This window comes from Cupriavidus sp. JZ107 (genome assembly GCF_053903255.1).
Genome location: NZ_CP096481.1, coordinates 3,189,842 through 3,212,198, shown reverse-complemented (window position 1 = coordinate 3,212,198; position 22,357 = coordinate 3,189,842). Strand labels below are relative to the sequence as shown.

Annotated in this window: 18 protein-coding genes; all 18 read left to right on the top strand. The window is 70.0% G+C overall.

Translation table 11 applies throughout. The features are described from left to right. Positions 1–2 precede the first annotated feature (2 nt). Entirely contained in the window at positions 3–1,133 is a 1,131-nt protein-coding gene (locus M1D55_RS24080) for an acyl-CoA dehydrogenase family protein (protein WP_456282016.1), read from the top strand. Positions 1,134–1,221: 88 nt separating this feature from the next. Further along, positions 1,222–1,881 (top strand): 2-hydroxychromene-2-carboxylate isomerase, encoded by a 660-nt coding sequence (locus M1D55_RS24075; RefSeq protein WP_006578172.1) that lies wholly within the window; start codon positions 1,222–1,224, stop codon positions 1,879–1,881. Next, on the top strand, positions 1,878–2,573 hold the full coding sequence (locus M1D55_RS24070; RefSeq protein ID WP_064574917.1) for an HAD family hydrolase: 696 nt from the start codon (positions 1,878–1,880) through the stop codon (positions 2,571–2,573). The genes M1D55_RS24075 and M1D55_RS24070 overlap by 4 nt, the downstream gene beginning before the upstream one ends. Next, positions 2,570–3,052, top strand: a complete 483-nt coding sequence (locus M1D55_RS24065) for a YchJ family metal-binding protein (protein WP_456282015.1) — start codon at positions 2,570–2,572, stop codon at positions 3,050–3,052. Before M1D55_RS24070 ends, M1D55_RS24065 begins: the two co-directional genes overlap by 4 nt. 129 nt (positions 3,053–3,181) lie before the next feature. Continuing rightward, positions 3,182–4,789, top strand: a complete 1,608-nt coding sequence (locus M1D55_RS24060; protein ID WP_456282014.1) for a carboxyl transferase domain-containing protein — start codon at positions 3,182–3,184, stop codon at positions 4,787–4,789. Positions 4,790–4,792: 3 nt separating this feature from the next. Then, the gene (locus M1D55_RS24055) at positions 4,793–5,764 is read left to right on the top strand and encodes an alpha/beta hydrolase (protein ID WP_456282013.1); all 972 of its coding nucleotides are present in this window, start codon (positions 4,793–4,795) and stop codon (positions 5,762–5,764) included. Positions 5,765–5,805: 41 nt separating this feature from the next. Beyond that, the gene (locus M1D55_RS24050) at positions 5,806–6,594 is read left to right on the top strand and encodes an enoyl-CoA hydratase/isomerase family protein (RefSeq protein ID WP_456282012.1); all 789 of its coding nucleotides are present in this window, start codon (positions 5,806–5,808) and stop codon (positions 6,592–6,594) included. A gap of 275 nt (positions 6,595–6,869) precedes the next feature. Further along, positions 6,870–8,294 (top strand): adenosylmethionine--8-amino-7-oxononanoate transaminase, encoded by a 1,425-nt coding sequence (bioA, locus tag M1D55_RS24045; protein WP_456282011.1) that lies wholly within the window; start codon positions 6,870–6,872, stop codon positions 8,292–8,294. After that, entirely contained in the window at positions 8,284–9,528 is a 1,245-nt protein-coding gene (gene bioF / locus M1D55_RS24040; RefSeq protein WP_456282010.1) for an 8-amino-7-oxononanoate synthase, read from the top strand. Before bioA ends, bioF begins: the two co-directional genes overlap by 11 nt. Beyond that, positions 9,525–10,271, top strand: a complete 747-nt coding sequence (gene bioD / locus M1D55_RS24035) for a dethiobiotin synthase (protein WP_456282009.1) — start codon at positions 9,525–9,527, stop codon at positions 10,269–10,271. The genes bioF and bioD overlap by 4 nt, the downstream gene beginning before the upstream one ends. Before the next feature lie 19 nt (positions 10,272–10,290). After that, positions 10,291–11,322 carry a biotin synthase BioB gene (gene bioB, locus M1D55_RS24030; RefSeq protein WP_456282008.1) on the top strand — a complete coding sequence of 344 codons (1,032 nt, stop codon included), beginning with the start codon at positions 10,291–10,293 and terminating at the stop codon, positions 11,320–11,322. Positions 11,323–11,488: 166 nt separating this feature from the next. Beyond that, a complete protein-coding gene (locus M1D55_RS24025) occupies positions 11,489–13,513 on the top strand; it encodes an acetyl/propionyl/methylcrotonyl-CoA carboxylase subunit alpha (RefSeq protein WP_456282007.1) in 2,025 nt (674 codons plus the stop codon). A 370-nt stretch (positions 13,514–13,883) separates the two neighbouring features. Next, positions 13,884–16,370, top strand: a complete 2,487-nt coding sequence (locus M1D55_RS24020; protein WP_456282006.1) for a hypothetical protein — start codon at positions 13,884–13,886, stop codon at positions 16,368–16,370. Positions 16,371–16,491: 121 nt separating this feature from the next. Next, on the top strand, positions 16,492–17,433 hold the full coding sequence (locus tag M1D55_RS24015) for a 2-hydroxyacid dehydrogenase (protein ID WP_064574934.1): 942 nt from the start codon (positions 16,492–16,494) through the stop codon (positions 17,431–17,433). A gap of 65 nt (positions 17,434–17,498) precedes the next feature. Then, positions 17,499–18,440, top strand: coding sequence for a hydroxymethylglutaryl-CoA lyase (locus tag M1D55_RS24010; protein ID WP_456282005.1), 942 nt, complete (start codon positions 17,499–17,501; stop codon positions 18,438–18,440). Positions 18,441–18,500: 60 nt separating this feature from the next. After that, positions 18,501–19,037 (top strand): YbaK/EbsC family protein, encoded by a 537-nt coding sequence (locus M1D55_RS24005; RefSeq protein ID WP_006577544.1) that lies wholly within the window; start codon positions 18,501–18,503, stop codon positions 19,035–19,037. Beyond that, positions 19,034–19,471, top strand: a complete 438-nt coding sequence (locus tag M1D55_RS24000; RefSeq protein ID WP_023264838.1) for a thioesterase family protein — start codon at positions 19,034–19,036, stop codon at positions 19,469–19,471. Before M1D55_RS24005 ends, M1D55_RS24000 begins: the two co-directional genes overlap by 4 nt. A 151-nt stretch (positions 19,472–19,622) precedes the next feature. Then, complete coding sequence (locus M1D55_RS23995) at positions 19,623–22,355, top strand: hypothetical protein (RefSeq protein WP_456282004.1); 2,733 nt, start codon at positions 19,623–19,625, stop codon at positions 22,353–22,355. The last annotated feature ends 2 nt before the right edge of the window (positions 22,356–22,357 follow it).

Below are 22,357 nucleotides of genomic sequence, written 5' to 3'. Positions count from 1 at the left end.
CGATGCTGCTCAGTCCCGAACAGGAAATGATCCGCGACGCGGTGCGGCAGTTCGCGCAGGAGGTCATCGCGCCGCAGGCCGCCGCGTGGGATCGCGACAAGACGTTCCCGAAGGAAGTCCACCGCGAACTCGCGGCGATGGGCACCTATGGCGTCGCCGTGCCCGAGGCCTACGGCGGCGCGGGCCTCGACTACCTGTCGCTGGCGCTGATCCTCGAAGAGATCGCCGCCGGCGACGGCGGCACCTCGACGGTGATCAGCGTCAACAACTGCCCGGTCTGCAGCATGCTGATGGCGTTCGCCGACGAGGCGCAGAAGCAGCAGTGGCTGGTGCCGCTGGCCAAAGGCGAGATGCTGGGCGCGTTCTGCCTGACCGAGCCCCATGTCGGCTCGGACGCCGCGGCGCTGCGCACCACCGCGACGCGCGACGGCGATCATTACGTGCTGAACGGCGTCAAGCAGTTCATCACCAGCGGCAAGCACGCCGACGTGGCGATCGTGATGGCGGTCACCGACAAGGCCGCCGGCAAGCGCGGCATCAGCGCCTTCCTGGTGCCGACCGATACGCCGGGCTATGTCGTCGCGCGGCTGGAAGACAAGCTCGGCCAGCATTCGTCGGACACCGCGCAGATCGTGTTCGAGGATTGCCGCGTGCCGGCCGCCAATCTGCTGGGCGAGGAGGGCGCGGGCTACAGGATGGCGCTGTCCGGCCTCGAGGGCGGGCGCATCGGCATCGCCGCGCAGAGCGTCGGCATGGCGCGCGCGGCGTTCGAGGCGGCGCTGGCCTATTCAAAGGAACGTGAGAGCTTCGGCCAGCCGCTGTTCGCGCATCAGGCGGTGCAGTTCCGCCTGGCCGAGATGGCCACGCGCATCGAGGTCGCGCGCCAGATGATCTGGCATGCCGCCTCTCTGAAGGACGCCGGCCGGCCCTGCCTGAAGGAGGCCGCGATGGCCAAGCTCAATGCCAGCGAGATGGCCGAGGCGGTCTGCTCGGATGCGATCCAGGTGTTTGGCGGCTATGGCTATGTCAGCGACTTCCCGGTCGAGCGGATCTACCGCGATGTGCGGGTCTGCCAGATCTACGAGGGCACCAGCGACATCCAGAAGATGCTGATCGCGCGGGCGCTGGCGTGAGCCGCGCCCACGCGAGGCATTTGCCGCCCCTGCTGTTTCGTGCCGTTCCTGCCGTTCCGTTCGCCGTTTCCCTTGCCGAGGACCTGACATGACCGCTGCCCCGATCGACTTCTATTTCGATTTCTCGTCGCCCTACGGCTACTTCGCCAGCACGCGCATCGACGACCTCGCGCGCCAGTACGGCCGCAGCGTGGCGTGGCATCCGATCCTGCTCGGCGTGGTGTTCAAGACCACCGGCATGGCGCCGCTGCCGCAGATTCCGCTCAAGGGCGACTACAGCTGGCGCGATTTCGAACGCACCGCGCGCCACCACGGCATTGCCTACCGCCGGCCGTCGAACTTCCCGCTGCCGACCACGCAGGCCGCGCGCGCGATGCTGTGGCTGCAGAACCATCATGCCGCCGACGTGGCGGTGCGCTTCGCCAAGGCGGTGTACCACGCCTACTTCGTCGACGACATCAACATCGCCGAGCCGGCCGAACTGGTGAAGATCGCCGCGGCGCTGGAGATCGACGCCACCGCGATGGACGCCGGCGCCAGCAGCCAGCCGATCAAGGACCAGCTGAAGGCCGAGATGGAGGTGGCGATGGCCAAGGGCGTGTTCGGCTCGCCCTTCGTCATCGTCGATGGCGAACCCTATTGGGGCTTCGACCGCTTCGACCAGATCGAGGCCCTGCTCAAGAGCGGCACGCCCACCGAGTTGCGGGCCGTGCCGTCCCCCGATTTCAAGGAAAAGAAACCCGCATGACCCTCAGTGCTTCCCCCTCCCGCCGCTTCGACTGCGTGATCTTCGATTGCGACGGCGTGCTGGTCGACAGCGAACCGATCGTCAACCGCGTGCTGAACCAGATGCTGAACGAACTGGGCATCGCGATCTCGCTGGAGGACTCGACCGCGCTGTTCCTCGGCCGCGCCGTGCGCGAGGAGCTCGACACCATCGAGCGGATGCGCGGCGCGCCGCTGCCGGAGAACTGGCTGTCGCACTGGCTGGCCCGGCGCAACGAAGTGCTGGAGGCCGAGGTCGAGGCCGTGCCCCATGTGCGCGACGCCATCGCCGCGATCGCGGCAACCGGCATGCCGTTGTGCGTCGCCTCTGGCGCCGACCGCGTCAAGGTCAAGCTGCAACTGAAGCGCACCGGCCTGCTGGAGCTGTTCCAGCACGACGCCGACGGCCAGCCGCGCGAGCACGTGTTCTCGGCCACCGAGGTCGAGCGCAGCAAGCCCGCGCCCGACGTCTATCTGCTGGCGGCGCGCACGATGGGCGTGGAGCCGTCGCGCTGCGCGGTGGTGGAGGACAGCCCGGCCGGCATCACCGCCGGCGTGGCGGCCGGCATGACGGTGTTCGGTTATGCCGCGCGCAACGATGCCGCGATGCTGCGCGAGGCCGGTGCCCAGACCATCTTCACCGATATGCGGCAACTGCCGGAGCTGGTGGCATGAAGCGGGCGGCGGCGCCTTCGCGCGAAGGCGCCTGCCCGTGCGGCGGCGCCAGCTACGCCGGCTGCTGCGGGCGCTTCCATCGCGGCGAGGCGCTGCCGGACACCGCCGAGCAGCTGATGCGCTCGCGCTACAGCGCCTACGTGCTGAACGACGCGCGGTGGCTGCGCCAGAGCTGGCATCCGTCGACCTGCCCGGCGGCGCTGGAGCAGGACATGGCGCAGGACATGGCGCAGGACATGGCGCAGGAAGCGGCGCAGGACCAGCGCGGCCCGCGTACCCAGTGGCTGGGCCTGACCATCGTCGCGCACCAGCAGCAGGACGACACGCACGCCGAGGTCGAGTTCGTCGCCCGCTACAAGGTCGGCGGTCGCGCGTCGCGGCTGCACGAACGCAGCCGCTTCGTGCGCGAGCCGCGCGCGAGCGGCGAAGCGCCGCGCTGGCTGTACCTCGATGGGGACATCCGCGGGGAAGCGCGATGAGCGCCGCGGCCGCCGCCGTGCGCTGAATTACCGCACCGCGTATCGCCATCCAAAGCGACCATCCAAAGCGACCATCCAACGCAACGCATCCAACGCAACGCATCACAAGATCAGGAAGAGACAGACCCGATGCCCACGCTCGAATCCAAACTCAATGCCCGTTCCGAGGCCTTCAAGGCCAATGCCGAGGCGATGCAGGCCCTGGTTGCCGACCTGAAGGCGAAGATCGCCCAGGTCGCGCAGGGCGGTGGCGAAGACGCGCGCAACAAGCATCTGTCGCGCGGCAAGATGCTGCCGCGCGAGCGCGTGCAGCAGCTGCTCGATCCGGGCACGCCGTTCCTGGAGCTGTCGCAGCTGGCGGCGTACGACATGTACGACAATGCCGCGCCCGGCGCCGGCATCATCACCGGCATCGGCCGCGTGGCCGGGCAGGAATGCGTGATCGTGTGCAACGACGCCACGGTCAAGGGCGGCACCTACTACCCGATGACCGTCAAGAAGCATCTGCGCGCGCAGGAGATCGCCGAGCAGAACCACCTGCCGTGCATCTACCTGGTCGACTCGGGCGGCGCCAACCTGCCGAACCAGGACGACGTGTTCCCCGACCGCGATCACTTCGGCCGCATCTTCTACAACCAGGCCAATCTGTCGAAGATGGGCATCCCGCAGATCGCCGTGGTGATGGGCTCGTGCACCGCCGGCGGCGCCTATGTGCCGGCGATGAGCGACGAGTCCATCATCGTCCGCAACCAGGGCACGATCTTTCTGGGCGGCCCGCCGCTGGTCAAGGCGGCCACCGGCGAGGAAGTCAGCGCCGAGGACCTGGGCGGCGCCGACGTGCATACGCGGCTGTCGGGCGTGGCCGACTACTTCGCGCAGAACGACGCGCATGCGCTGGGGCTGGCCCGCAATATCGTGCAGCACCTGAACCGCCGCAAACCGGACCAGATCCGGCTGCACGCGCCGGTCGAGCCGCGCTACCCGGTCGAGGAGCTGTACGGCGTGATCCCGACCGATACGCGCAAGCCCTACGACGTGCGCGAGGTGATCGCCCGCATTGTCGACGACTCGGACTTCGACGAGTTCAAGGCGCGCTACGGCACCACGCTGGTGTGCGGCTTCGCGCGGATCTGGGGCTATCCGGTCGGCATCGTGGCCAACAACGGCATCCTGTTCTCGGAATCGGCGCTCAAGGGCGCGCACTTCATCGAGCTGTGCTGCCAGCGCAAGATCCCGCTGGTGTTCCTGCAGAACATCACCGGCTTCATGGTGGGCCGCAAGTACGAAAACGAGGGCATCGCGCGCAACGGCGCCAAGATGGTGACCGCGGTGGCGACCGCCCAGGTGCCGAAGTTCACCGTGATCATCGGCGGCTCGTTCGGCGCCGGCAACTACGGCATGTGCGGCCGCGCGTATTCGCCGCGCTTCCTGTGGATGTGGCCGAACGCGCGGATCTCGGTGATGGGCGGCGAGCAGGCCGCCAGCGTGCTGGCCACGGTGCGGCGCGACGGCATCGAGGGCCGCGGCGGCAGCTGGAGCGCCGACGAGGAGGAGGCCTTCAAGCGGCCGATCCGCGAACAGTACGAACACCAGGGCCATCCGTACTACGCCAGCGCCAGGCTGTGGGACGACGGCGTGATCGACCCCGCGCAGACCCGCACGGTGCTGGGCCTGGGCCTGTCGGCGAGCCTCAATGCCCCGATCGACGAGATGAAGTTCGGCGTGTTCCGGATGTAAGCGATGCTGCGTCGTTGCCGCGCGCGCGGTGCCCGTGATGTCGTGCAGTTCGTGCGGGTCGTGCCGATTGCCCGGCTGGCGCTGTGCCTGCTGGCCTGGAGCGCCGGGATCGCGGGCTTCGCATTGCCGGCCGGCGCCGCGCCGCTCGAGGAGACCTGGTCGGTGCCGGTCACGGTCACCGATGCGCACGGCCGGCAGGTCGCGCAGCGTATCGTCGTCTCGGCGTTCCGCGAGCCGGGCCATCCGCGCTATCCGCTGCTGGTGCTCAACCATGGCCGCGCGCCCGATCCCTATGCGCGCGCCCGGCTCGGGCGCGTGCGGCTGGCCGAGCAGGCCGCGTATTTCGCCTCGCTCGGGTTCCAGGTGCTGGTGCCGACGCGGATCGGCTATGGCGCCAGCGGCGGCGACGACATCGAGAACACCGGCAGCTGCACGCGCAAGAACTATCGGCCGGGCTTCGAGGTGGCCGCGCAGCAGGTGCTGCAGGTCATCGAGATGGCACGCTCGCGCCCGGAGATCGACGTGTCGCGCGTCGTGCTGGTCGGCCAGTCGTTCGGCGGCGCGGCGGTGATCGCGCTGGCGGCGAAGAACCCGCCGGGCGTCCGGCTGGTGCTGAACTTCGCCGGCGGTGGCGGCGGCGATCCGCGGCTGCATCCGCGCGAGCCGTGCGCGCCCGAGCAGCAAGCCGCGCTGTTCGCCGAGTATGGCCGCAGCGCGCGCGTGCCGACGCACTGGATCTACACGACCAACGACCGCTACATGGGACCGTATCCGGCGCAATGGTTCGAGGCCTTCCGCGGCGCCGGCGGCGTCGGCAAGTACCACGCGCTGCCGGCCTTCGGCCAGGACGGCCATCAGCTGTTCGCGCGGGGGCTGGCGCGCTGGAAGCCGCTGGCCGAGCAGGCGCTGCGCGAGGCGGGCTTCGAGCCGCGGCCGTTGAACCAGCCCGCCACACCGAAGGATGCGCGCCGATAGCCGGACACACCAATCCAAGCCAGAACTGCAAGGAGACCACGATGGAATTCACCACGCTGACCGTGACTGTCGAGCGCCATGTCGCCACGGTGACGCTGAACCGCCCCGATGTGCGCAACGCCTTCAACGAGACCGTGATCGCCGAACTGAGCGGCGCCTTCCGCGCGCTGGGCGATACGCCGGAGGTCCGCGCGATCGTGCTGGCCGGGCAGGGGCCCGCGTTCTGCGCAGGCGCCGACCTGAACTGGATGAAGAAGATGGCCGGCTACTCGCACGACGAGAACCGCGCCGACGCGCTGCAGCTCGCGCAGATGCTCCATACGATCTGGGCCTGTCCGAAGCCGGTGATCGCGCGCATCCACGGCGACACCTATGCCGGCGGCGTCGGCCTGGTGGCCGCCTGCGATATCGCGATCGCGGCCGACCACGCGCACTTCTGCCTGTCGGAGGCGCGCCTGGGACTGCTGCCGGCGACGATCAGCCCGTACGTGATCCGCGCGATGGGCGAGCAGGCGGCGCGCCGCTACTTCATCACCGCCGAACGCTTCGATGCGGCCGAGGCGCTGCGGCTGGGCTTCGTGCATGCGGCGGTGCCGGCCGACGCGCTCGACGCCAAGGTGGCCGAGCTGACCGCCGCGCTGGTCGCCAACAGCCCGAACGCCGTGCGCGAAAGCAAGCGGCTGGTGCAGGACATCGCCGGCCGGGCCATTGGCGACGACCTGCTGGCCGATACCGCCGAGCGCATCGCGGCGATCCGCGCCTCGGACGAGGGCCGCGAGGGCGTGCGCTCCTTCCTCGAGAAGCGCAGCCCGTCGTGGCGGCCGGCCTGATGTCGTCGCGGTCCGTCCTGTCCCCGATGCCGCCGGCGACGATGTGCGCAGATGCGCGCGCGCCGGTGCGCGATCGCGGTTTCATCGCCCAAATGCCACGAATCTGACGACAACACGCCCTAACGCGCAAATTCACCACCGTTTGCCAAGCCCGCAAGGACCTTCCTACCATGCGTTCTCCCAATCCAGCCGCGTTCCTCGCACCGTCCGGGCCTACCCGGGCCGGCGCCCGCACGGCTGGCCAACCATGGAGGACTCCCTTGGATACCCAGTCCTTGCAACCTGCCCGTTCCGCTCCGCCCGCCGCGCCCGCGCGGCAGCACGGCGGCGGGCTCGCCGCGCGCAGCCAGCGCGCGGTATGGCATCCCTGCACGCGCCTGCGTCCCGGCGGCGATCGGCCGCCGCTGGCCGTGGTCCGCGGCGAAGGCCCGTGGCTCTACGATGACGAAGGCCGCCGCCTGTTCGACGCGACCAGCTCGTGGTGGGTCAATCTGTTCGGCCATGCGAACCCCGCGATCAACGCCGCGCTGAAGGACCAGCTCGACACGCTCGAACACGTGATGCTGGCCGGCTGCACGCACGCGCCGGCGGTCGAGCTCGCCGAATGGCTGTCGGCGCTGACCGGCGGCGCGCTCGGCCATGCGTTCTACGCATCGGACGGCGCCTCGGCGGTCGAGATCGCGCTGAAGATGAGCTTTCACTTCTGGCGCAACGCCGGCCTGCCGGGCAAGCGCGAGTTCGTCTGCCTGCGCCACGGCTACCACGGCGAGACGGTCGGCGCGCTGGCGGTCACCGATGTCGCGGTGTTCCGCGATGCCTACGATCCGCTGCTGATGCGCGCCCATGTGGCGATGTCCCCGGATGCGCGCCAGGCCGGGCCCGGCGAATCGCCGCGCGAGGTCGCGCAGCGCGCGCTCGACGAGCTCGAGGCGCTGCTGCAGCAGCGCGCCGCCAGCATCGCCGCGCTGATCGTCGAGCCGCTGGTGCAATGCGCGGCCGGCATGGCGATGCACGATCCTGCCTATCTGGACGGCGTGCGCGCGCTGTGCGACCGCTACCGCGTCCACCTGATCGCCGACGAGATCGCGGTCGGCTGCGGGCGCACCGGCACCTTCTTCGCGTGGGAGCAGTCGCGCGGCGGGGCCGCGCTCGGCGCGCAGCAGTGGCCCGATTTCCTGTGCCTGTCCAAGGGCATCAGCGGCGGCTATCTGCCGCTGTCGCTGGTGCTGACGCGCGACGCGATCCAGCAGGCCTTCGTCGCCGACGAGCTGTCGCGCAGTTTCCTGCATTCGCACTCGTACACCGGCAATCCGCTCGCCTGCCGCGCCGCGGTAGCGACGCTGGACCTGTTCGCGCAGCACGACGTGCTGGCGATGAACCGGCAGCGCGCGCAGTGGCTGGCCGACGGGCTGGCCGGCCTGGCCGCCGATGCGCGGTTGCGCCACGTGCGCCAGCGCGGCCTGATCTGGGCCGCCGATCTGCGCGAGCCCTTTGCCTCCGAGACCTTCGCCGCCGACTTCCATCGCGCCGCGCTGGAGCACGGCGTGCTGGTCCGGCCGATCGGCAACACGCTGTACGTGATGCCGCCCTACGTCTTCGACGCGCCGCTGGCGAACTGGCTCGGCGAGCGTCTGCTGGCCGCGCTCGACGAGGTGATCAAGCCGGCCGGGCCTGGCAGGGAGGCGCGCGATGCTGCTTGAGCGACTGACACAAGCCGCCGCCGAACGCGAACGCCAGGCGCTGACGCGGACTCGCCGGATCGCGCATACGCCGTGCGCGCCCCGGCAGACCATCGGCGCCCTGCTGCCGGACGGCAGCGAGGCCGACCCGCGCTCGCTGCTCGGCTTCAGCAGCAACGACTATCTGGGCCTGGCCAACCATCCGGCCATCGTCGAGGCCTTTGCCGACGGCGCGCGGCGCTGGGGCGCCGGCAGCGGCGCCTCGCATCTGGTCACGGGCCACGGCCTCGCGCATCACCGGCTCGAGACCGAACTGGCGCGCTGGTACGCCGAATCGATTCCGGACGCGGCCGCGCTGACCTTCTGCACCGGCTACATGGCCAATCTGGCGGTGCTGACCGCGCTCGGCGGCGCCGATGCCACGCTGTTCTGCGAGGCGCTGAACCATGCGTCGCTGATCGACGGCGCGCGGCTGACGCGTGCCAACGTGCAACGCTATCCGCATGGCGATGCCGCCGCGCTCGATGCGCTGCTGGCCGCCAGCACGTCGCCGCTGAAGCTGATCGTCACCGACGGCGTCTTCAGCATGGATGGCGACGTCGCGCCGCTGGCCGAACTGCTGGCGCTGGCCGAGCGGCACGACGCCTGGCTGGTCGTCGACGATGCCCACGGCTTCGGCGTGCTGGGCGAGCGCGGCCACGGCGTGCTCGAGCAACTCGGCCTGACATCGGAGCGGCTGATCTATATCGGCACGCTGGGCAAGGCGGCCGGAGTAGCCGGGGCCTTCGTCGCCGCGCATCGGCTGATCGTCGAGCATCTGGTCAATACCGCGCGCACGTATATCTTCACCACGGCGGCGCCGCCGGCGGCCGCCCATGCGCTGCTGACCAGCCTCGCGCTGATCGAGGGCGACGAGGGCGCGCAGCGGCGCGCCGCGCTGCGGCAGCGCATCGCCGAGCTGCGCCGCGGTCTGGCGCCGATCGCCGCGCCGGCGGGCTGGCAACTGGCCGACAGCGCGACCGCGATCCAGCCGCTGATCGTTGGCGACAACGCCGCGGCGCTGTCGCTGTCGGCGGGACTCGAGCACGCAGGCATCCGCGTCGGCGCGATCCGTCCGCCGACCGTGCCCGCGGGCACCGCGCGGCTGCGCATCACGTTGTCGGCGGCGCATCGGCAAGAGGATGTCGCGGCGTTGCTGTCGGCGCTGGGTGCATTGGCGGCGCAGACCGATTCTTCTTGCAGGGAGGCAGCATGAACCCGCTCCCCGCATTCGCCTGCTTCGTCACCGGCACCGATACCGGGGTCGGCAAGACCCACGCCAGCGCGGCGTTGCTGCACGCGCTGGCCGCGCAGGGCCGCACGACGGTCGGCATGAAGCCGGTTGCCAGCGGCTGCGAGCTGCGCGACGGCCAGTGGCATAACGACGATGTCGCGCAACTGCGCGCGGCCAGCAGCGTGGACGTGCCGCTGGCGCAGACCTGCCCGTGGCTGCTGCGCACGCCATGCTCGCCGCATCTCGCGGCGCAGGCCGATGGCGTCCGCATCGACGCCGAGCCGATCCTGTCCGCGTTTGCGTCGCTGCGCGCGCAGGCCGACACGGTCGTGGTCGAGGGCGTCGGCGGCTTCCGCGTGCCGCTGGCCGCCGGCCCCGACGGCTGGGACACCGCCGACCTGGCGGTCCGGCTCGGCCTGCCGGTGATCCTGGTGGTCGGCATCCGGCTGGGCTGCCTGAGCCATGCGCTGCTGACCGCCGAGGCGGTACGCGCGCGCGGGCTGCGCCTGGCCGGCTGGATCGCCAACCGGATCGATCCCGACATGCTGCTCGCCGACGACAACATCGCCACGCTGCGCGACGCGTTCGACGCAACCGGCACGCCGTGGCTGGGCACGCTGCCGTGGCAACTGCCTGCCGGGCAAGCCGCGCGCTGCCTCGATCTCGCCCCGCTGCTCGACCCCACCCGACATCCCGGCGATGCGCCCTTCGAGCGCGCCGCCTGACAACAGATTCCGACCCGACATGACTACCATCGCCACCATTTCCGCCGATTCGCTGCGCCAGAGCGCACGCCAGCAAGCGCCGCAGACCAATGCCAGGGACAACGGCGACGCCGCCTGGACCGTCGACGCGGTCGCCGCCCTGTTCGCGCTGCCGTTCAACGATCTGCTGTTCCGCGCGCAGCAGGTCCACCGCGAGCATTTCGACGCCAATACCGTGCAGCTGTCGACGCTGCTGTCGATCAAGACCGGCGGCTGCGAAGAGGATTGCGGCTATTGCCCGCAGAGCGCGCACCACGATGCCGGCGTCAAGGCCGGCAAGCTGATGGCGCTCGACGAGGTGCTCGACGCCGCGCGCACGGCCAAGGCCAACGGCGCCACGCGCTTCTGCATGGGCGCCGCCTGGCGCAGCCCGAAGGACCGCCATCTCGAACCGGTGATCGACATGGTCCGCGAGGTCAAGGCCATGGGCCTGGAGACCTGCGTCACGCTCGGCATGCTGCGCGCCGAGCAGGCGCAGCGGCTCAAGGACGCGGGCCTCGACTACTACAACCACAATCTGGATACCTCGCCGGAGTTCTATGGCGAGATCATCAGCACGCGTACCTATCAGGATCGCCTGGACACCATCGGCCATGTGCGCGACGCCGGCATCAATGTCTGCTGCGGCGGCATCGTCGGCATGGGCGAGACGCGCGAGGCGCGGGGCGGGTTGATCGCGCAGCTGGCCAATATGGACCCGTATCCGGAGTCGGTGCCCATCAACAATCTGGTCCAGGTCGAGGGCACGCCGCTGGCGGGCACCGCGCCGCTGGACCCGTTCGAGTTCGTCCGCACGATCGCGGTCGCGCGCATCACGATGCCGCGCGCGATGGTGCGCCTGTCCGCCGGCCGCGAGGCCATGGACGAAGCGTTGCAGGCGCTGTGCTTCCTGGCCGGCGCCAATTCGATTTTCTACGGCGACAAGCTGCTGACCACCGGCAACCCGCAGGCGGAGCGCGATCGCGCGCTGCTGGGCCGGCTCGGCATCCGCGCGGAAGGACACGCGGGATGACGAGGGTGTCCGCGCCTGCCGTTCTCCCGTCGCCCCCGCAAAAGCGGGGGCCCGGCGACTTGCGTAAGCCGCTGGGTCCCCGCCTCCGCGGGGACGACGGGGGGCCGCGCCCGGCGCGGACACCGACAGCCAGCCGGTCGCCGTTCCCCATCAACAAGGAGGAGCCATGTTCACCAAGATCCTGATCGCCAACCGCGGCGAAATCGCCTGCCGTGTCGCCGCCACCTGCCGGCGCCTGGGCATCCGCACCGTCGCGGTCTATTCCGACGCGGACGCGCAGGCGCGCCATGTCGCCTATTGCGACGAGGCCGTGCATATCGGCGGGGCCGCGGCGCGCGACAGCTATCTGCGCGGCGACCACATCATCGAGATGGCGCGCGCGACCGGCGCGCAGGCGATCCACCCGGGCTACGGCTTCCTGTCGGAGAACGAGGGCTTTGCCGAGGCGTGCGCCGCGGCCGGGTTGGTCTTCATCGGGCCGCCGGCATCGGCGATCCGCGCGATGGGCAGCAAGAGCGCGGCCAAGCAGCTGATGGAACGCGCCGCGGTGCCGCTGGTGCCCGGCTATCACGGCGAGGACCAGGATCCGGCGCTGCTGCGCCGCGAGGCGGACCGCATCGGCTATCCGGTGCTGCTCAAGGCCAGCGCGGGCGGCGGCGGCAAGGGCATGCGCGTGGTCGAGGACGCCGCCGGCTTCGAGGCGGCGCTCGCCTCGGTCAAGCGCGAGGCCAGCGCCAGCTTCGGCGACGACAAGGTGCTGGTCGAGAAGTACCTGACGCGGCCGCGCCATATCGAGATCCAGGTGTTCGCCGACACGCAGGGCAACTGCGTCTACCTGTTCGAGCGCGACTGCTCGGTGCAGCGGCGCCATCAGAAGGTGCTGGAGGAAGCCCCGGCGCCCGGCATGACCGAGGAGCGCCGCCGCGCGATGGGCGAGGCGGCGGTCGCCGCGGCCAAGGCGGTCGGCTATGTCGGCGCCGGCACGGTGGAGTTCATCGCAAACCAGGATGGCTCGTTCTACTTCATGGAGATGAACACGCGGCTGCAGGTCGAACACCCGGTGACCGAGATGATCACGGGCCAGGACCTGGTCGAATGGCAATTGCGCGTGGCCGCCGGCGAGCCGCTGCCGCTGTCGCAGGACCAGCTGCGCATCGACGGCCATGCGCTCGAGGCGCGGGTCTACGCCGAGAATCCCGACAAGCAGTTCCTGCCCTCGACCGGCACGCTGCGCTATCTGCGCACGCCGCCCGCGGTGCAGTTCACGCGGGGCGAAGACGTGCATGGCCCCGCCGGCGTGCGCATCGATTCGGGCGTACGCGAGGGCGATGCGATCAGCCCGTATTACGACCCGATGATCGCCAAGCTGATCGTCTGGGGCAAGGACCGCGACGAGGCGCTGGCGCGCATGCGGCAGGCGCTGGCCGCGTATCACGTGGTCGGGCTGTCGACCAATATCGCGTTCCTGCAGCGGCTGGTGGCCTCCGAGCCGTTTGCCAAGGCCGACCTCGATACCGGCCTGATCGCGCGCCACGAAGCCACGCTGTTCGCGCCGCCGGCGCCGGTCGGCATGGAACTGATCGCGCTGGCCGTGGCCGCGCTGCTCGATGCCGAGGCGCGCGAGCGCCGCATCGATGCGGCGGACCCGAATTCGCCGTGGACCCATGCCGGGCCGTGGCGGCTGAACGCGGGCGCCCAGCGGGTGCTGCGCTTCACGCATGGCGCCGACACGCTGGAAGTCACGCTGCAGGCCGACGCGCAGGGCAGCACGCTGTTCTATGCCGACCAGGCGGCACCGTTCCGCACGCACTGCGTGGCCGACGACGTGCAGGTCGACCTCGGCACGCGCCGCGCGCATGGGCAGGTGCATCGCGATGGCGACGTCTTCCATGTGTTCGCCGGCGGGCGGCATGTGTCGCTGGAATGGCAGGATCCGCTGGCGCATGCCGGCGATGCCGAAGGCGAGGGCGGCAAGCTGACCGCACCGATGCCGGGCAAGGTGATTGCCGTGATGGTCGAAGCGGGCGCCACCGTCACGCGTGGGACGCCGCTGCTGGTGATGGAGGCGATGAAGATGGAGCACACCATCAGCGCGCCGGCCGATGGCGTCGTCGGCGAAGTGCTGTATGGGGTCGGCGACCAGGTGGGCGAGGGCGAGCAATTGCTTGGTTTCGAAGCGAAGGCGGGCTGAACCTTCGGGGGAAGGTGGCATGCGGCACTCGCGTTGCGAAATGCAAGAACCGCATGCCTTCCCGAAAGCCGGGCTCCGACCTCGCGTTGACAATTCCGCGATGCCTTGTCTCCGCGAGGCCGGTTCCCGGGGGCCCCGCCTGGCATCGAAGCAACGGCATTGGCGCCGGCCCGAATCCCTCGGGCAGACGCCATCGGCCCGTCGGCACCGCACCGCATCGCTTCGCGGCACGAGGAAGTTCTCAATCGCACGTCTTGAGTTTCCCATGCCCCGATACACGCTCGACCCCTGCGCGCCGCCGCCATCCAACGTGGCCGCCGCCAGCGCGGCCAACGCCACGGCTGCACCATCCCCTCGACACGATTTCGGCGTGTTCCGCTTCGACGGCTATGCCGTGTCCATCAGCATGGACCACCACGGCATGCGAGCCGAGCGGCTGGTCAAGACCACGTCGTCCAGCCCCCTGCATGCGCTGCTGTACTGGTTGAGGACGCTGTTCAAGGCGGAGGGCGGCGCGGCGTGGTATCTGAGCGAGCGCGACGGCAACGAGGTGATCGGGCAGCGCTGGGCCGACGACCGGCAACGGCATCTGCGATCGTTCACGACGCCTGCGCCGCCTCCGCCGTCTCCGCCGCGACCGCCGGCCCTCGAGCTGCCGGCGATTGCCTGGGCCGAGGCGGCCTGGACAGTCGTGCTGGGCTGCCTGCCCAGCCGCGATCGAGCCGCGCTCGGACTGGCCTCGTGGGGGATGCAGCAGGCGATGCAGGGGGAGCTCGCGCTGCATGCGGCACTGGCCCGCACGCGTGGCGTGCGCACGCTGGCGGGCCTGCAGAAGGTCGCGGCGGACTACGGCCTCGGCACCGGCCAGCAGGCCGGCCAGCAGGCGACCCCCGCGCGACCGGACAGGCTGGCGCCAAGACAAAAGGAGGCGCTCGTTGTGGCGCTTGCCGAGCGCATCCCGATGCTGGAAGGCGCTCAGCGCGCCGCCGCACTGGACTGTCTGTGCCGACAGGCCGCGGGCCTGGAGGGCCGCAACGGGATGCGGGTACGCGCCGCGCTGCTGATGTCGCTGCCCAAGGCGCAGCGGGAACAGGCGGCCGCCGTGCTGATGCCTGACAAGGCGGCTTACGCGGCGCTGATCCGGTCGCAGACGCCGCAGGAACAAAAAGAGCGGCTTGTCGGCATCACCGAGGCCTTTCTGCACCAGCCCGGCACGGCAGAAGAGGCGGTCAGCCGCTGGGACCAATTGCTTGCCGATGCCGCGGGCGACCTGCTTGCCCGGCCGGCCCTGGCGCAGCGGCAACTGTCCGCGCTGGCCGCATGCCTGAAGAAGATCGGCAGGCCCGGCGGGAGCGGCGATCGCGAGCTGCCCGCGGTTGCGCTCGATCGCTGGCACGCGCTGCGTCAGCAGTTGCCGGCCTTGCCCGCCACGGAAGCCGTCGAGCTCGCGTACGCGCTGTCCAGGAGCCTCGTTCGTCTCGACGTCGACGGTATCGATCGCGCAAAGGCGGTGGCGTCGGTCGATGCCTGGCAGGCCGGCGTGAAGCTGACCTGCGAACAGCAGGTCAGGCTTCTCGCGCGGCTGGCGCACCTCGAACCGACCGAGGGGCCGGCCGAACGCTGGTCGGCGGTGTGGGACCGTATCGAATCCGAGCAGCTTGGCCACCTGGGCCCCCAGGCGGCGCGCGAGCTGGCATGGGTGCCGGCGCAACAGGGCTGGCAACGCGTGGTGGACTTCTGCATCGACCGCCGCAACGCATCGGCGGATCAGCGTGCCGAGATGCTGCTCGCGCTGGTCCACCTCGTCGATATGCGCCGGTTCTTCTACCGCCAGCTCGACGTCAAGGCATTGAAGCCGAAGCTTCACGAGGCCGCGCAGGATCTGATGAAAAGCGGTGGGCCCGTTTTCCCGCTGCTGCGATGCCAGTGGCGGCCGAAGGCCGAAATCGCCGCGGCCATCCGGCAGCATCTTGACTGGCCCCGCCATTGCCAGGCGCTGGTGCAATGGCTCGAGTACCGCGGCAACCAGGACGCGTCGCCGCATTGGAGCCTGCCCGACCTGCTCGCGCTGCAACCGGACCTGGCCTGGCTTGCCCGGCACATCGGCCAGGATGGCGACGGCGCGGCGCGCGAGGCCGGCCAGCGCGTGGCGATGGCGGTGGCCTCATGGGCCGATACGCAGCTCGCCAGCGACGGCAGTCAGCTGGAGCCGGGGCTGGCGCTGGCCGAAGCGTTGCTGCCACTGGTACAGGCCACGCACTGCGATGACCCCGGCGGCGGCGCGCTGGCGCGGTTGGTGCAGCTGGTCAACACCATCATGCTGGCGGCGAACGAGCAGCCCGGCATCGCGCGCGCCGCTCGCATCGACGCCCTGTTCGACGCGACGTGGGCACGTGTGGATGCGCTCGCGCCGGCCGACCGCCGCGCCACGCTGCAAGCGCTGATCACGCTGAAGGAGCCGCTGCCGCCGAACGAGATACGCCGCACGCCGCAATTCTGGGCTGGCACGACGCTGCTTCGCGCCGCGCAGGCCATATCGGACGACATGCCGGGCAGGGGCGTCCTGCTGGTGGGGCTGGCGAAGGCCGAATACATGCTCGATGGCAAGAACAACCTTGGCGCTCACTTCGGCGGTGCGCGGATGCAGATCCACGCCAGGACCGTCGCGTTGCCGGACAGGGATTTTGCGGTGGCCGCGGAACGCCTCGCGCTATGGTTCTCCAGCCGGCCAGCCGACCGTGCCGAGGCGCACGCCTGGGAAAAGGCGAAGTCCGCCTTCGTCGCCCGCGTGCAAGGCCTGTCAGCCGAACACGTGGCGGCGCGCCAGCGTATCGATTACTGGATGCAACCGGACTGACAGGCGGATCCGGCGATTCGGCCCTGCTCGGCCCTGCTCGGCCCGGCTCTGCCGGCGCCGGTTCCGGAATGACGGAGTCTGAGACAATACGCCGGGACAAGACCAAAGACGTGGAGAAGCAATGAAGCTGCAGTTGTACGTGCCCGACGGCCGCTATGCGCCGTGGATCGAGGGGTTTGCGCAGGCCCTGCCCGAGGCGCAGTGCGTCACCTGGGAAGAGAGCCAAGGACAGCCGGTCGACTATGCGGTGGTCTGGCGCCCGCCGCTCGAGATGCTGAAGGGACGCCAGGACCTGAAGGCCGTGTTCAATCTGGGCGCCGGCGTCGACGGCATCCTGCGGCTGCGCGACACCGATCCCGAAGCGCTGCCGGCCGGCGTGCCGATCGTGCGGCTCGACGACGCCGGCATGGGCGCGCAGATGGCCGAGTACGTGACCCACGCGGTGCTGCGCTATTTCCGCCGGCTCGACGACTACGCGGCGCAGCAGCAGGCGGGCACCTGGAAATTCCTCAAGCCGAATCGGCGCGCCGATTTCACCATCGGCGTGATGGGCGTCGGCACGCTGGGCGCGCATATCGCCCGCACGCTGGCCTCGTTCGGCTTCCCGGTGCGTGGCTGGAGCCGATCGCCGAAGACGGTCGATGGCGTGCAGTGCCATGCCGGCGAGGCCGGGCAGGCCACCTTCCTCGACGGGCTGCGCGTGCTGGTCAACGTGCTGCCGCTGACGCCCGAAACCGAGAACATCATCGACGCGGCGCTGCTGAACCGGCTGGCCAAGGGCGCCTATCTGATCAACGTCGCGCGCGGGCCGCACCTGGTCGAAGAGGACCTGCTGGCCGCGGTGCAGCAGGGCCAGATCGCCGGCGCGACGCTCGACGTGTTCCGCACCGAGCCGCTGCCGCCCGAACATCCGTTCTGGCGCGAGCCGCGCATCACCATCACGCCGCATATCTCGGCGCTGACGCTGCGCGAGGACAGCATCGCGCAGATCGCCGACAAGATCCGCGCGCTGCGGGCCGGCCAGCCGATCGCCGGCGTGGTCGACCTGCAGCGCGGCTACTGAGCGGCGCGCCACATAAAACCGGACCGCCGCCGCGAGCGGCGGCCACCACCAGACGAGGAGCAGCGATGAACCAACCCAACTACGTGAAGATCGTCGAGGTCGGGCCGCGCGATGGCCTGCAGAACGAGAAGGCGATGGTGCCGGCCGACACCAAGGTCGCGCTGATCGACCGCCTGACCGAGGCCGGCTTCGTCAATATCGAGGCGGCTTCGTTCGTGTCGCCCAAATGGGTGCCGCAAATGGCCGACGGCGCCGAGGTGATGGCACGCATCCAGCGCCGGCCCGGCACACTGTATTCGGTGCTGACGCCGAACATGAAAGGGTTCGAGGGCGCGGTCGCCGCGGGCGCGGACGAAGTGGTGATCTTCGGCGCCGCCAGCGAGGCCTTCTCGCAGAAGAACATCAATTGCTCGATCGCGGAATCGATCGCACGCTTCGAGCCGGTGGCGGCTGCCGCCAAGGAAAAGGGCATCCGCCTGCGCGGCAGCATCTCCTGCTCGCTGGGCTGCCCGTACCAGGGCGAGGTGCCGGTGGCGGCGGTGGTCGACGTGGTCCGTCGCATGCGGGACCTCGGCTGCGACGAGATCGACATTGCCGACACCATCGGCGTCGGCACGCCGGCCCGCGTGCAGCAAGTGATGCGCGCCGCCGCCGCCGAGTTTGCGCTGGACCGCCTGTCCGGCCATTTCCACGACACCTATGGCCAGGCGCTGTCGAACATCCTCGCCAGCCTCGACGTCGGCATCCAGATCTTCCACGCCTCGGTAGCGGGCCTCGGCGGTTGCCCCTATGCGAAGGGCGCGACCGGCAATGTCGCGACCGAGGACGTGCTGTACATGCTGCATGGCATGGGCGTGCGCACCGGCATCGACCTGGAGCAGGTGGTGCGCGCCGGCGATTTCATCTCGCAGGCGATCGGCCGCGCCAACAACTCGCGGGTCGGCCGCGCGCTGCTGACCAAGTGGGCGGCCGACAAGGCCGAAGGCAATGCCGCGGCCTGCGTCTGAAGGCGTCTGAAGCCAGTCAGATCCAGACAAGAAACCACAACGCGCGGAGACCGAAGCCCGATGCAGAACCTCGCCCGACCCTTGTCGTTGTCCGAAGGCACCGCCGCCGAGGCGGCCTTGCCCGAATCCGCCCAGCGCGTGGCGCGCCTGCTCGCCGAGCTGGGCCATGACAAGCCGATCGTGATGCTGCCGTCGACCGGCAAGACCTCGGCCGAGGCCGCTGCCGGGCTGGGGTGCTCCGTTGCCGAGATCGCCAAGTCGATTGTCTTTCGGCGGCTCGACGACGACGCGCCGGTGGTGGTGATCGCCAGCGGCAGCAATCGTGTCGACGAGGCCAAGGTCGCCGCGCGCGTCGGCGCGCTAGGCAAGGCCGATGCCCGCTTCGTTCGCGAGAAGACCGGCTATGCGATCGGCGGCGTCTGCCCGATCGGCCATGCGGTCGCGCCGGTGATGCTGCTCGATCGCGACCTGTTCCGCCATGACAGCCTGTGGGCCGCCGCCGGCCATCCGCACGCGGTGTTCAATCTGACCCCGCAGCAACTGCAGGCCATCACCGGCGCGGAAGTGGCCGACGTGGCGCAGGAGGGTTCGGCATGAGCCCCGATCTGAAACCCGGCCTGGCGTTCACCTGGCGCTATACGGTGCCGCCCAAGGCCACGGTGCCAAATCTCTACGACGACGTCCCCGGCTGTCCCGAGATGCCCGACGTGCTGGCGACCGGCTATATGGTCGGCATCATGGAGTGCGCGTGCCTGCAGATGCTGCGTGAATACCTGGACTGGCCACGCGAGCAATCGCTCGGCACGCTGGTCAGCTTCACGCATCTGGCGCCGACGCCGGCCGGCATGACAGTCACGGTCAAGGGCGTGTTGACGGCGATCGAGGGGCGCAAGCTGCGTTTCGAGCTGTCCGCCTGGGATGGCGAGGACAAGATTTCCGAAGGGGTGCATGAGCGCCATCTGATCGACGCGGCGCGCTTCAACGACAAGGTCGCCGCCAAGCGCGAACGGGCGGCCGCCGCGCCCAGGTAGATCGGTCGCCCCAAACGCTTGGGTTTGCCGCCGTTTTGGCAAGCAGCCATGTTCGGCATGGGAACAATACCGTGCAGGTCCGCAGGGTGCGCCTTCGCCCTGCGGGCACCCCGATACGGGGCGGTCTTGATTCACTCCATGTCCGAACGCCATGCCCGACTCGTACAAGTACGTCTACCACGGCTTGCCGCCGCGACAATTCGAAGACATCGAACACCTGCGCCCCGTCTTCGAGCGCGCCTACAGCGTCAGGATCGTATGGCTGCACGACAAGCCCGTGCGCGCCGAACGCGATCCGCCGGCCCGGTTCGGTTCGCCATGGTCGAGACTGATCTACTGGCTGCGCAGCCTGCTGCGTCTGGAAGGCGGCCGCAGTTGGGCCATCGGCCGGCGCGACGCCCGTACCATCATCGAGCAACGAAGCGGGATCGAGCAGGCGTGGTGGTCGGCCCGCGGGGCCAGCGAGGATAAGCAGGCCAACGGCAATGACAAGGCCGGCACGCCGACGCGCCACATCGCTGCGACACCGGCACCCGCACCGGAACCTGCGCCTGCACCCGCATGCATCCATCCGCTCTTCTGGCGCCAGGTCTGCCGATTCCTCGAGCCGGACCAGGTACTGGCCGTGGCGGCGGTCAGCAAGGACGCAAGGCGTTCCACCGCCAGCCAGGCGCTGGTCGCGCGCGCCATGCGCGGCGCGGCGGAAGCCACGACGTTGTCGGCGATGCTGGCCGTGCTCGACGACATGGCCGGCTGGCAGCGGCGCCAGGATCCCGAGTGGCCCGTGCCGATGGCCAGCCATGGCAGTCTGGTGTCGGCGCTCGCGGCACGCGTCCATGTTCTGCTGCCCGCGCAGCGGCAGCCGGCATGCGAGGTACTGCTCGACACCGCCGAGCGCCTTCATGTGGCCGGCCTGCGCGCCCGTGCGTTCGCCGCGATCGCCCGCTCCCTCGATTCGGTACGCGACTCCGACCGCGACGCGACCGAAAGCCGCCTCGGCCGGTTGATCGACGCACTGCCGGCCGAACATCGATATCCGGCGTTGGCCGCCGTGCTGGCGAGCCACCGCACGCGGGAAGCGCGGCGGGCGTTCACCGCGCTGGGTTGCACCGCCGAGAACTGGTTCGCCGTCGTCGGCCGGCTTCCGGCATCCGAATGGGCCCGGGCGACATGGATCGTCTGCGAGGCGCTGCTGCAGGGGTTTCCCGACCAGTGGTCCGCGCAGCCGCCGCGCGCCGAGGCGTGGGACGCGATGCTCGGCGCCATCGACAGGACCGGCACGGCCTGCAACGAGCCGGATCGCGATCGGCGCAAGGCATTCGCACTGGAGGCCATGTGCAAGACCTGGATCGTCGGCGGCAATCCCGAGGAGGACGAGGCACGGTGGCGAGCATTGTTCGAACGGACGAGCGCGCTGCCGCCCGCGCTGATCGCGCCGCCGATGCGTCGGCTGCGCGCCCGTCTGAGCGATCTGCCCGATGCCGCCGGCCGGGCGTGTGCGTCGGCATTTCGCGGCTGGCTGCAAACGGCCGCGCTGCCGGCCGCGCAGCGGATCGAACTCGGTGCGCCACTGATCTCCTGTCTGCCCGAAGAGGAGCGAGGCGCCTACTGGGAGGCAAGGTGGGCCGACTGGTGCAGCGGTGTCGACGACGATGATGCGCGGCGCATCGGCCTGGCACGCGGATTGATCGGCATGCTTTGGAGCGTGCCGTCGCTGGCGAACTGGCCGGCTCCGCTCGGGGGGCACGGCGGTAGCGCGCCGCTGGCGCCTGGGTCGCACGCCAGGCTGCTGTCGATGTTGCCGGCGGAGGCCATGCGCGATGCGCCCGGCAGCATGGCGCAGGTGCTGGCCGAGTCGATGCGTCTGGCGCAGCAGTACGACAGCCCCTTTGCCGCCTTGTGGTGGTACGCGGCAGGTGCGTTGTCGCAAGCGCAGCAGCGCAGCGTGGAATCGATACTGCAACGCATGGACCCGGTCAGCCGGTTCGGTCTGCTGTACGAATTGCTGCAGGACGAGCGCCGCCCGCCTTGCGCGGCGGCGCTGGCGATGGACTGGCTGCGGCAGCCGACGGCGGGCATCGAGGAAGGCCCGGTGCGGGCCCGGCTCGCCTCGTTGCTGGCCAGGCTGTGCGAAGAGGAGACGCGCGCGGGTCTCGCGTTGTCCAAGGTGCTGGACCGCATCGAGACGCTGGCCGGCGAGCTCGAAGCGAGTCCGCCGGTGCAGGCCCAACTCCAGTTCGCCACCGACATGGTGATGCTTGGCAACACCGCCGCCATGGCGGCGAGCCTGCGCCAGCCACCGCCGCGCGAGGTTGTCGAGGCGATCATGCTGCTGGATCGGATCTGGCGCTGGGTCGCACGCGCGCCAGCGTCGATGCGGGCGGAAGTCGTCCAGGCACTGTTGCTGCGCAATCCGGGTTCCGGACGCAATACCGAGAACGCGAACGTCTACCACTACCTGTCCAGGCCCAGCCTGCACCATGTGCTCGAATTGGTCAGAAGCAGCGTGTCAAGCGTGCCGGCCGGGCGCCGTGGCGACATTCTGCTTGCGCTCGCGGTGGCGCGTATCGACAGCGCCAGAGCGGCTGGTTTCGGCGCCATGCACCTCGCCATGTGGGACCTGCTGCGCGATGCGATGCCCGACCGGAACCGGCTTCCCATCCTGTTCGCGGTCGGACGCTGGCTGATCGATTCGCCGATGGACGATGTCATGCGTTTGCGCTGGCGACATTGCATGGCCGAATACGCGGCGCTGTGCGACGGCCTGGCCGAAGTCGACCGCAACTGCGTCCTTCCATGGCGGCTTGCCGTGCAACAGGCGCTGTCGTTCGCGGCCGCCGCGCCCGGTCCGGCGCCGATCCATGGACTCGCGGCGAACGCGTGAGC

Bases quoted from the DNA above. Each gene is read 5' to 3' on its own strand.
- M1D55_RS24080 (WP_456282016.1), top strand. From the start codon at position 3: ATGCTGCTCAGTCCCGAACAGGAAATGATCCGCGACGCGGTGCGGCAG.
- M1D55_RS24075 (WP_006578172.1), top strand. From the start codon at position 1,222: ATGACCGCTGCCCCGATCGACTTCTATTTCGATTTCTCGTCGCCCTAC.
- M1D55_RS24070 (WP_064574917.1), top strand. From the start codon at position 1,878: ATGACCCTCAGTGCTTCCCCCTCCCGCCGCTTCGACTGCGTGATCTTC.
- M1D55_RS24065 (WP_456282015.1), top strand. From the start codon at position 2,570: ATGAAGCGGGCGGCGGCGCCTTCGCGCGAAGGCGCCTGCCCGTGCGGC.
- M1D55_RS24060 (WP_456282014.1), top strand. From the start codon at position 3,182: ATGCCCACGCTCGAATCCAAACTCAATGCCCGTTCCGAGGCCTTCAAG.
- M1D55_RS24055 (WP_456282013.1), top strand. From the start codon at position 4,793: ATGCTGCGTCGTTGCCGCGCGCGCGGTGCCCGTGATGTCGTGCAGTTC.
- M1D55_RS24050 (WP_456282012.1), top strand. From the start codon at position 5,806: ATGGAATTCACCACGCTGACCGTGACTGTCGAGCGCCATGTCGCCACG.
- bioF (WP_456282010.1), top strand. From the start codon at position 8,284: ATGCTGCTTGAGCGACTGACACAAGCCGCCGCCGAACGCGAACGCCAG.
- bioD (WP_456282009.1), top strand. From the start codon at position 9,525: ATGAACCCGCTCCCCGCATTCGCCTGCTTCGTCACCGGCACCGATACC.
- bioB (WP_456282008.1), top strand. From the start codon at position 10,291: ATGACTACCATCGCCACCATTTCCGCCGATTCGCTGCGCCAGAGCGCA.
- M1D55_RS24025 (WP_456282007.1), top strand. From the start codon at position 11,489: ATGTTCACCAAGATCCTGATCGCCAACCGCGGCGAAATCGCCTGCCGT.
- M1D55_RS24015 (WP_064574934.1), top strand. From the start codon at position 16,492: ATGAAGCTGCAGTTGTACGTGCCCGACGGCCGCTATGCGCCGTGGATC.
- M1D55_RS24010 (WP_456282005.1), top strand. From the start codon at position 17,499: ATGAACCAACCCAACTACGTGAAGATCGTCGAGGTCGGGCCGCGCGAT.
- M1D55_RS24005 (WP_006577544.1), top strand. From the start codon at position 18,501: ATGCAGAACCTCGCCCGACCCTTGTCGTTGTCCGAAGGCACCGCCGCC.
- M1D55_RS24000 (WP_023264838.1), top strand. From the start codon at position 19,034: ATGAGCCCCGATCTGAAACCCGGCCTGGCGTTCACCTGGCGCTATACG.
- M1D55_RS23995 (WP_456282004.1), top strand. From the start codon at position 19,623: ATGCCCGACTCGTACAAGTACGTCTACCACGGCTTGCCGCCGCGACAA.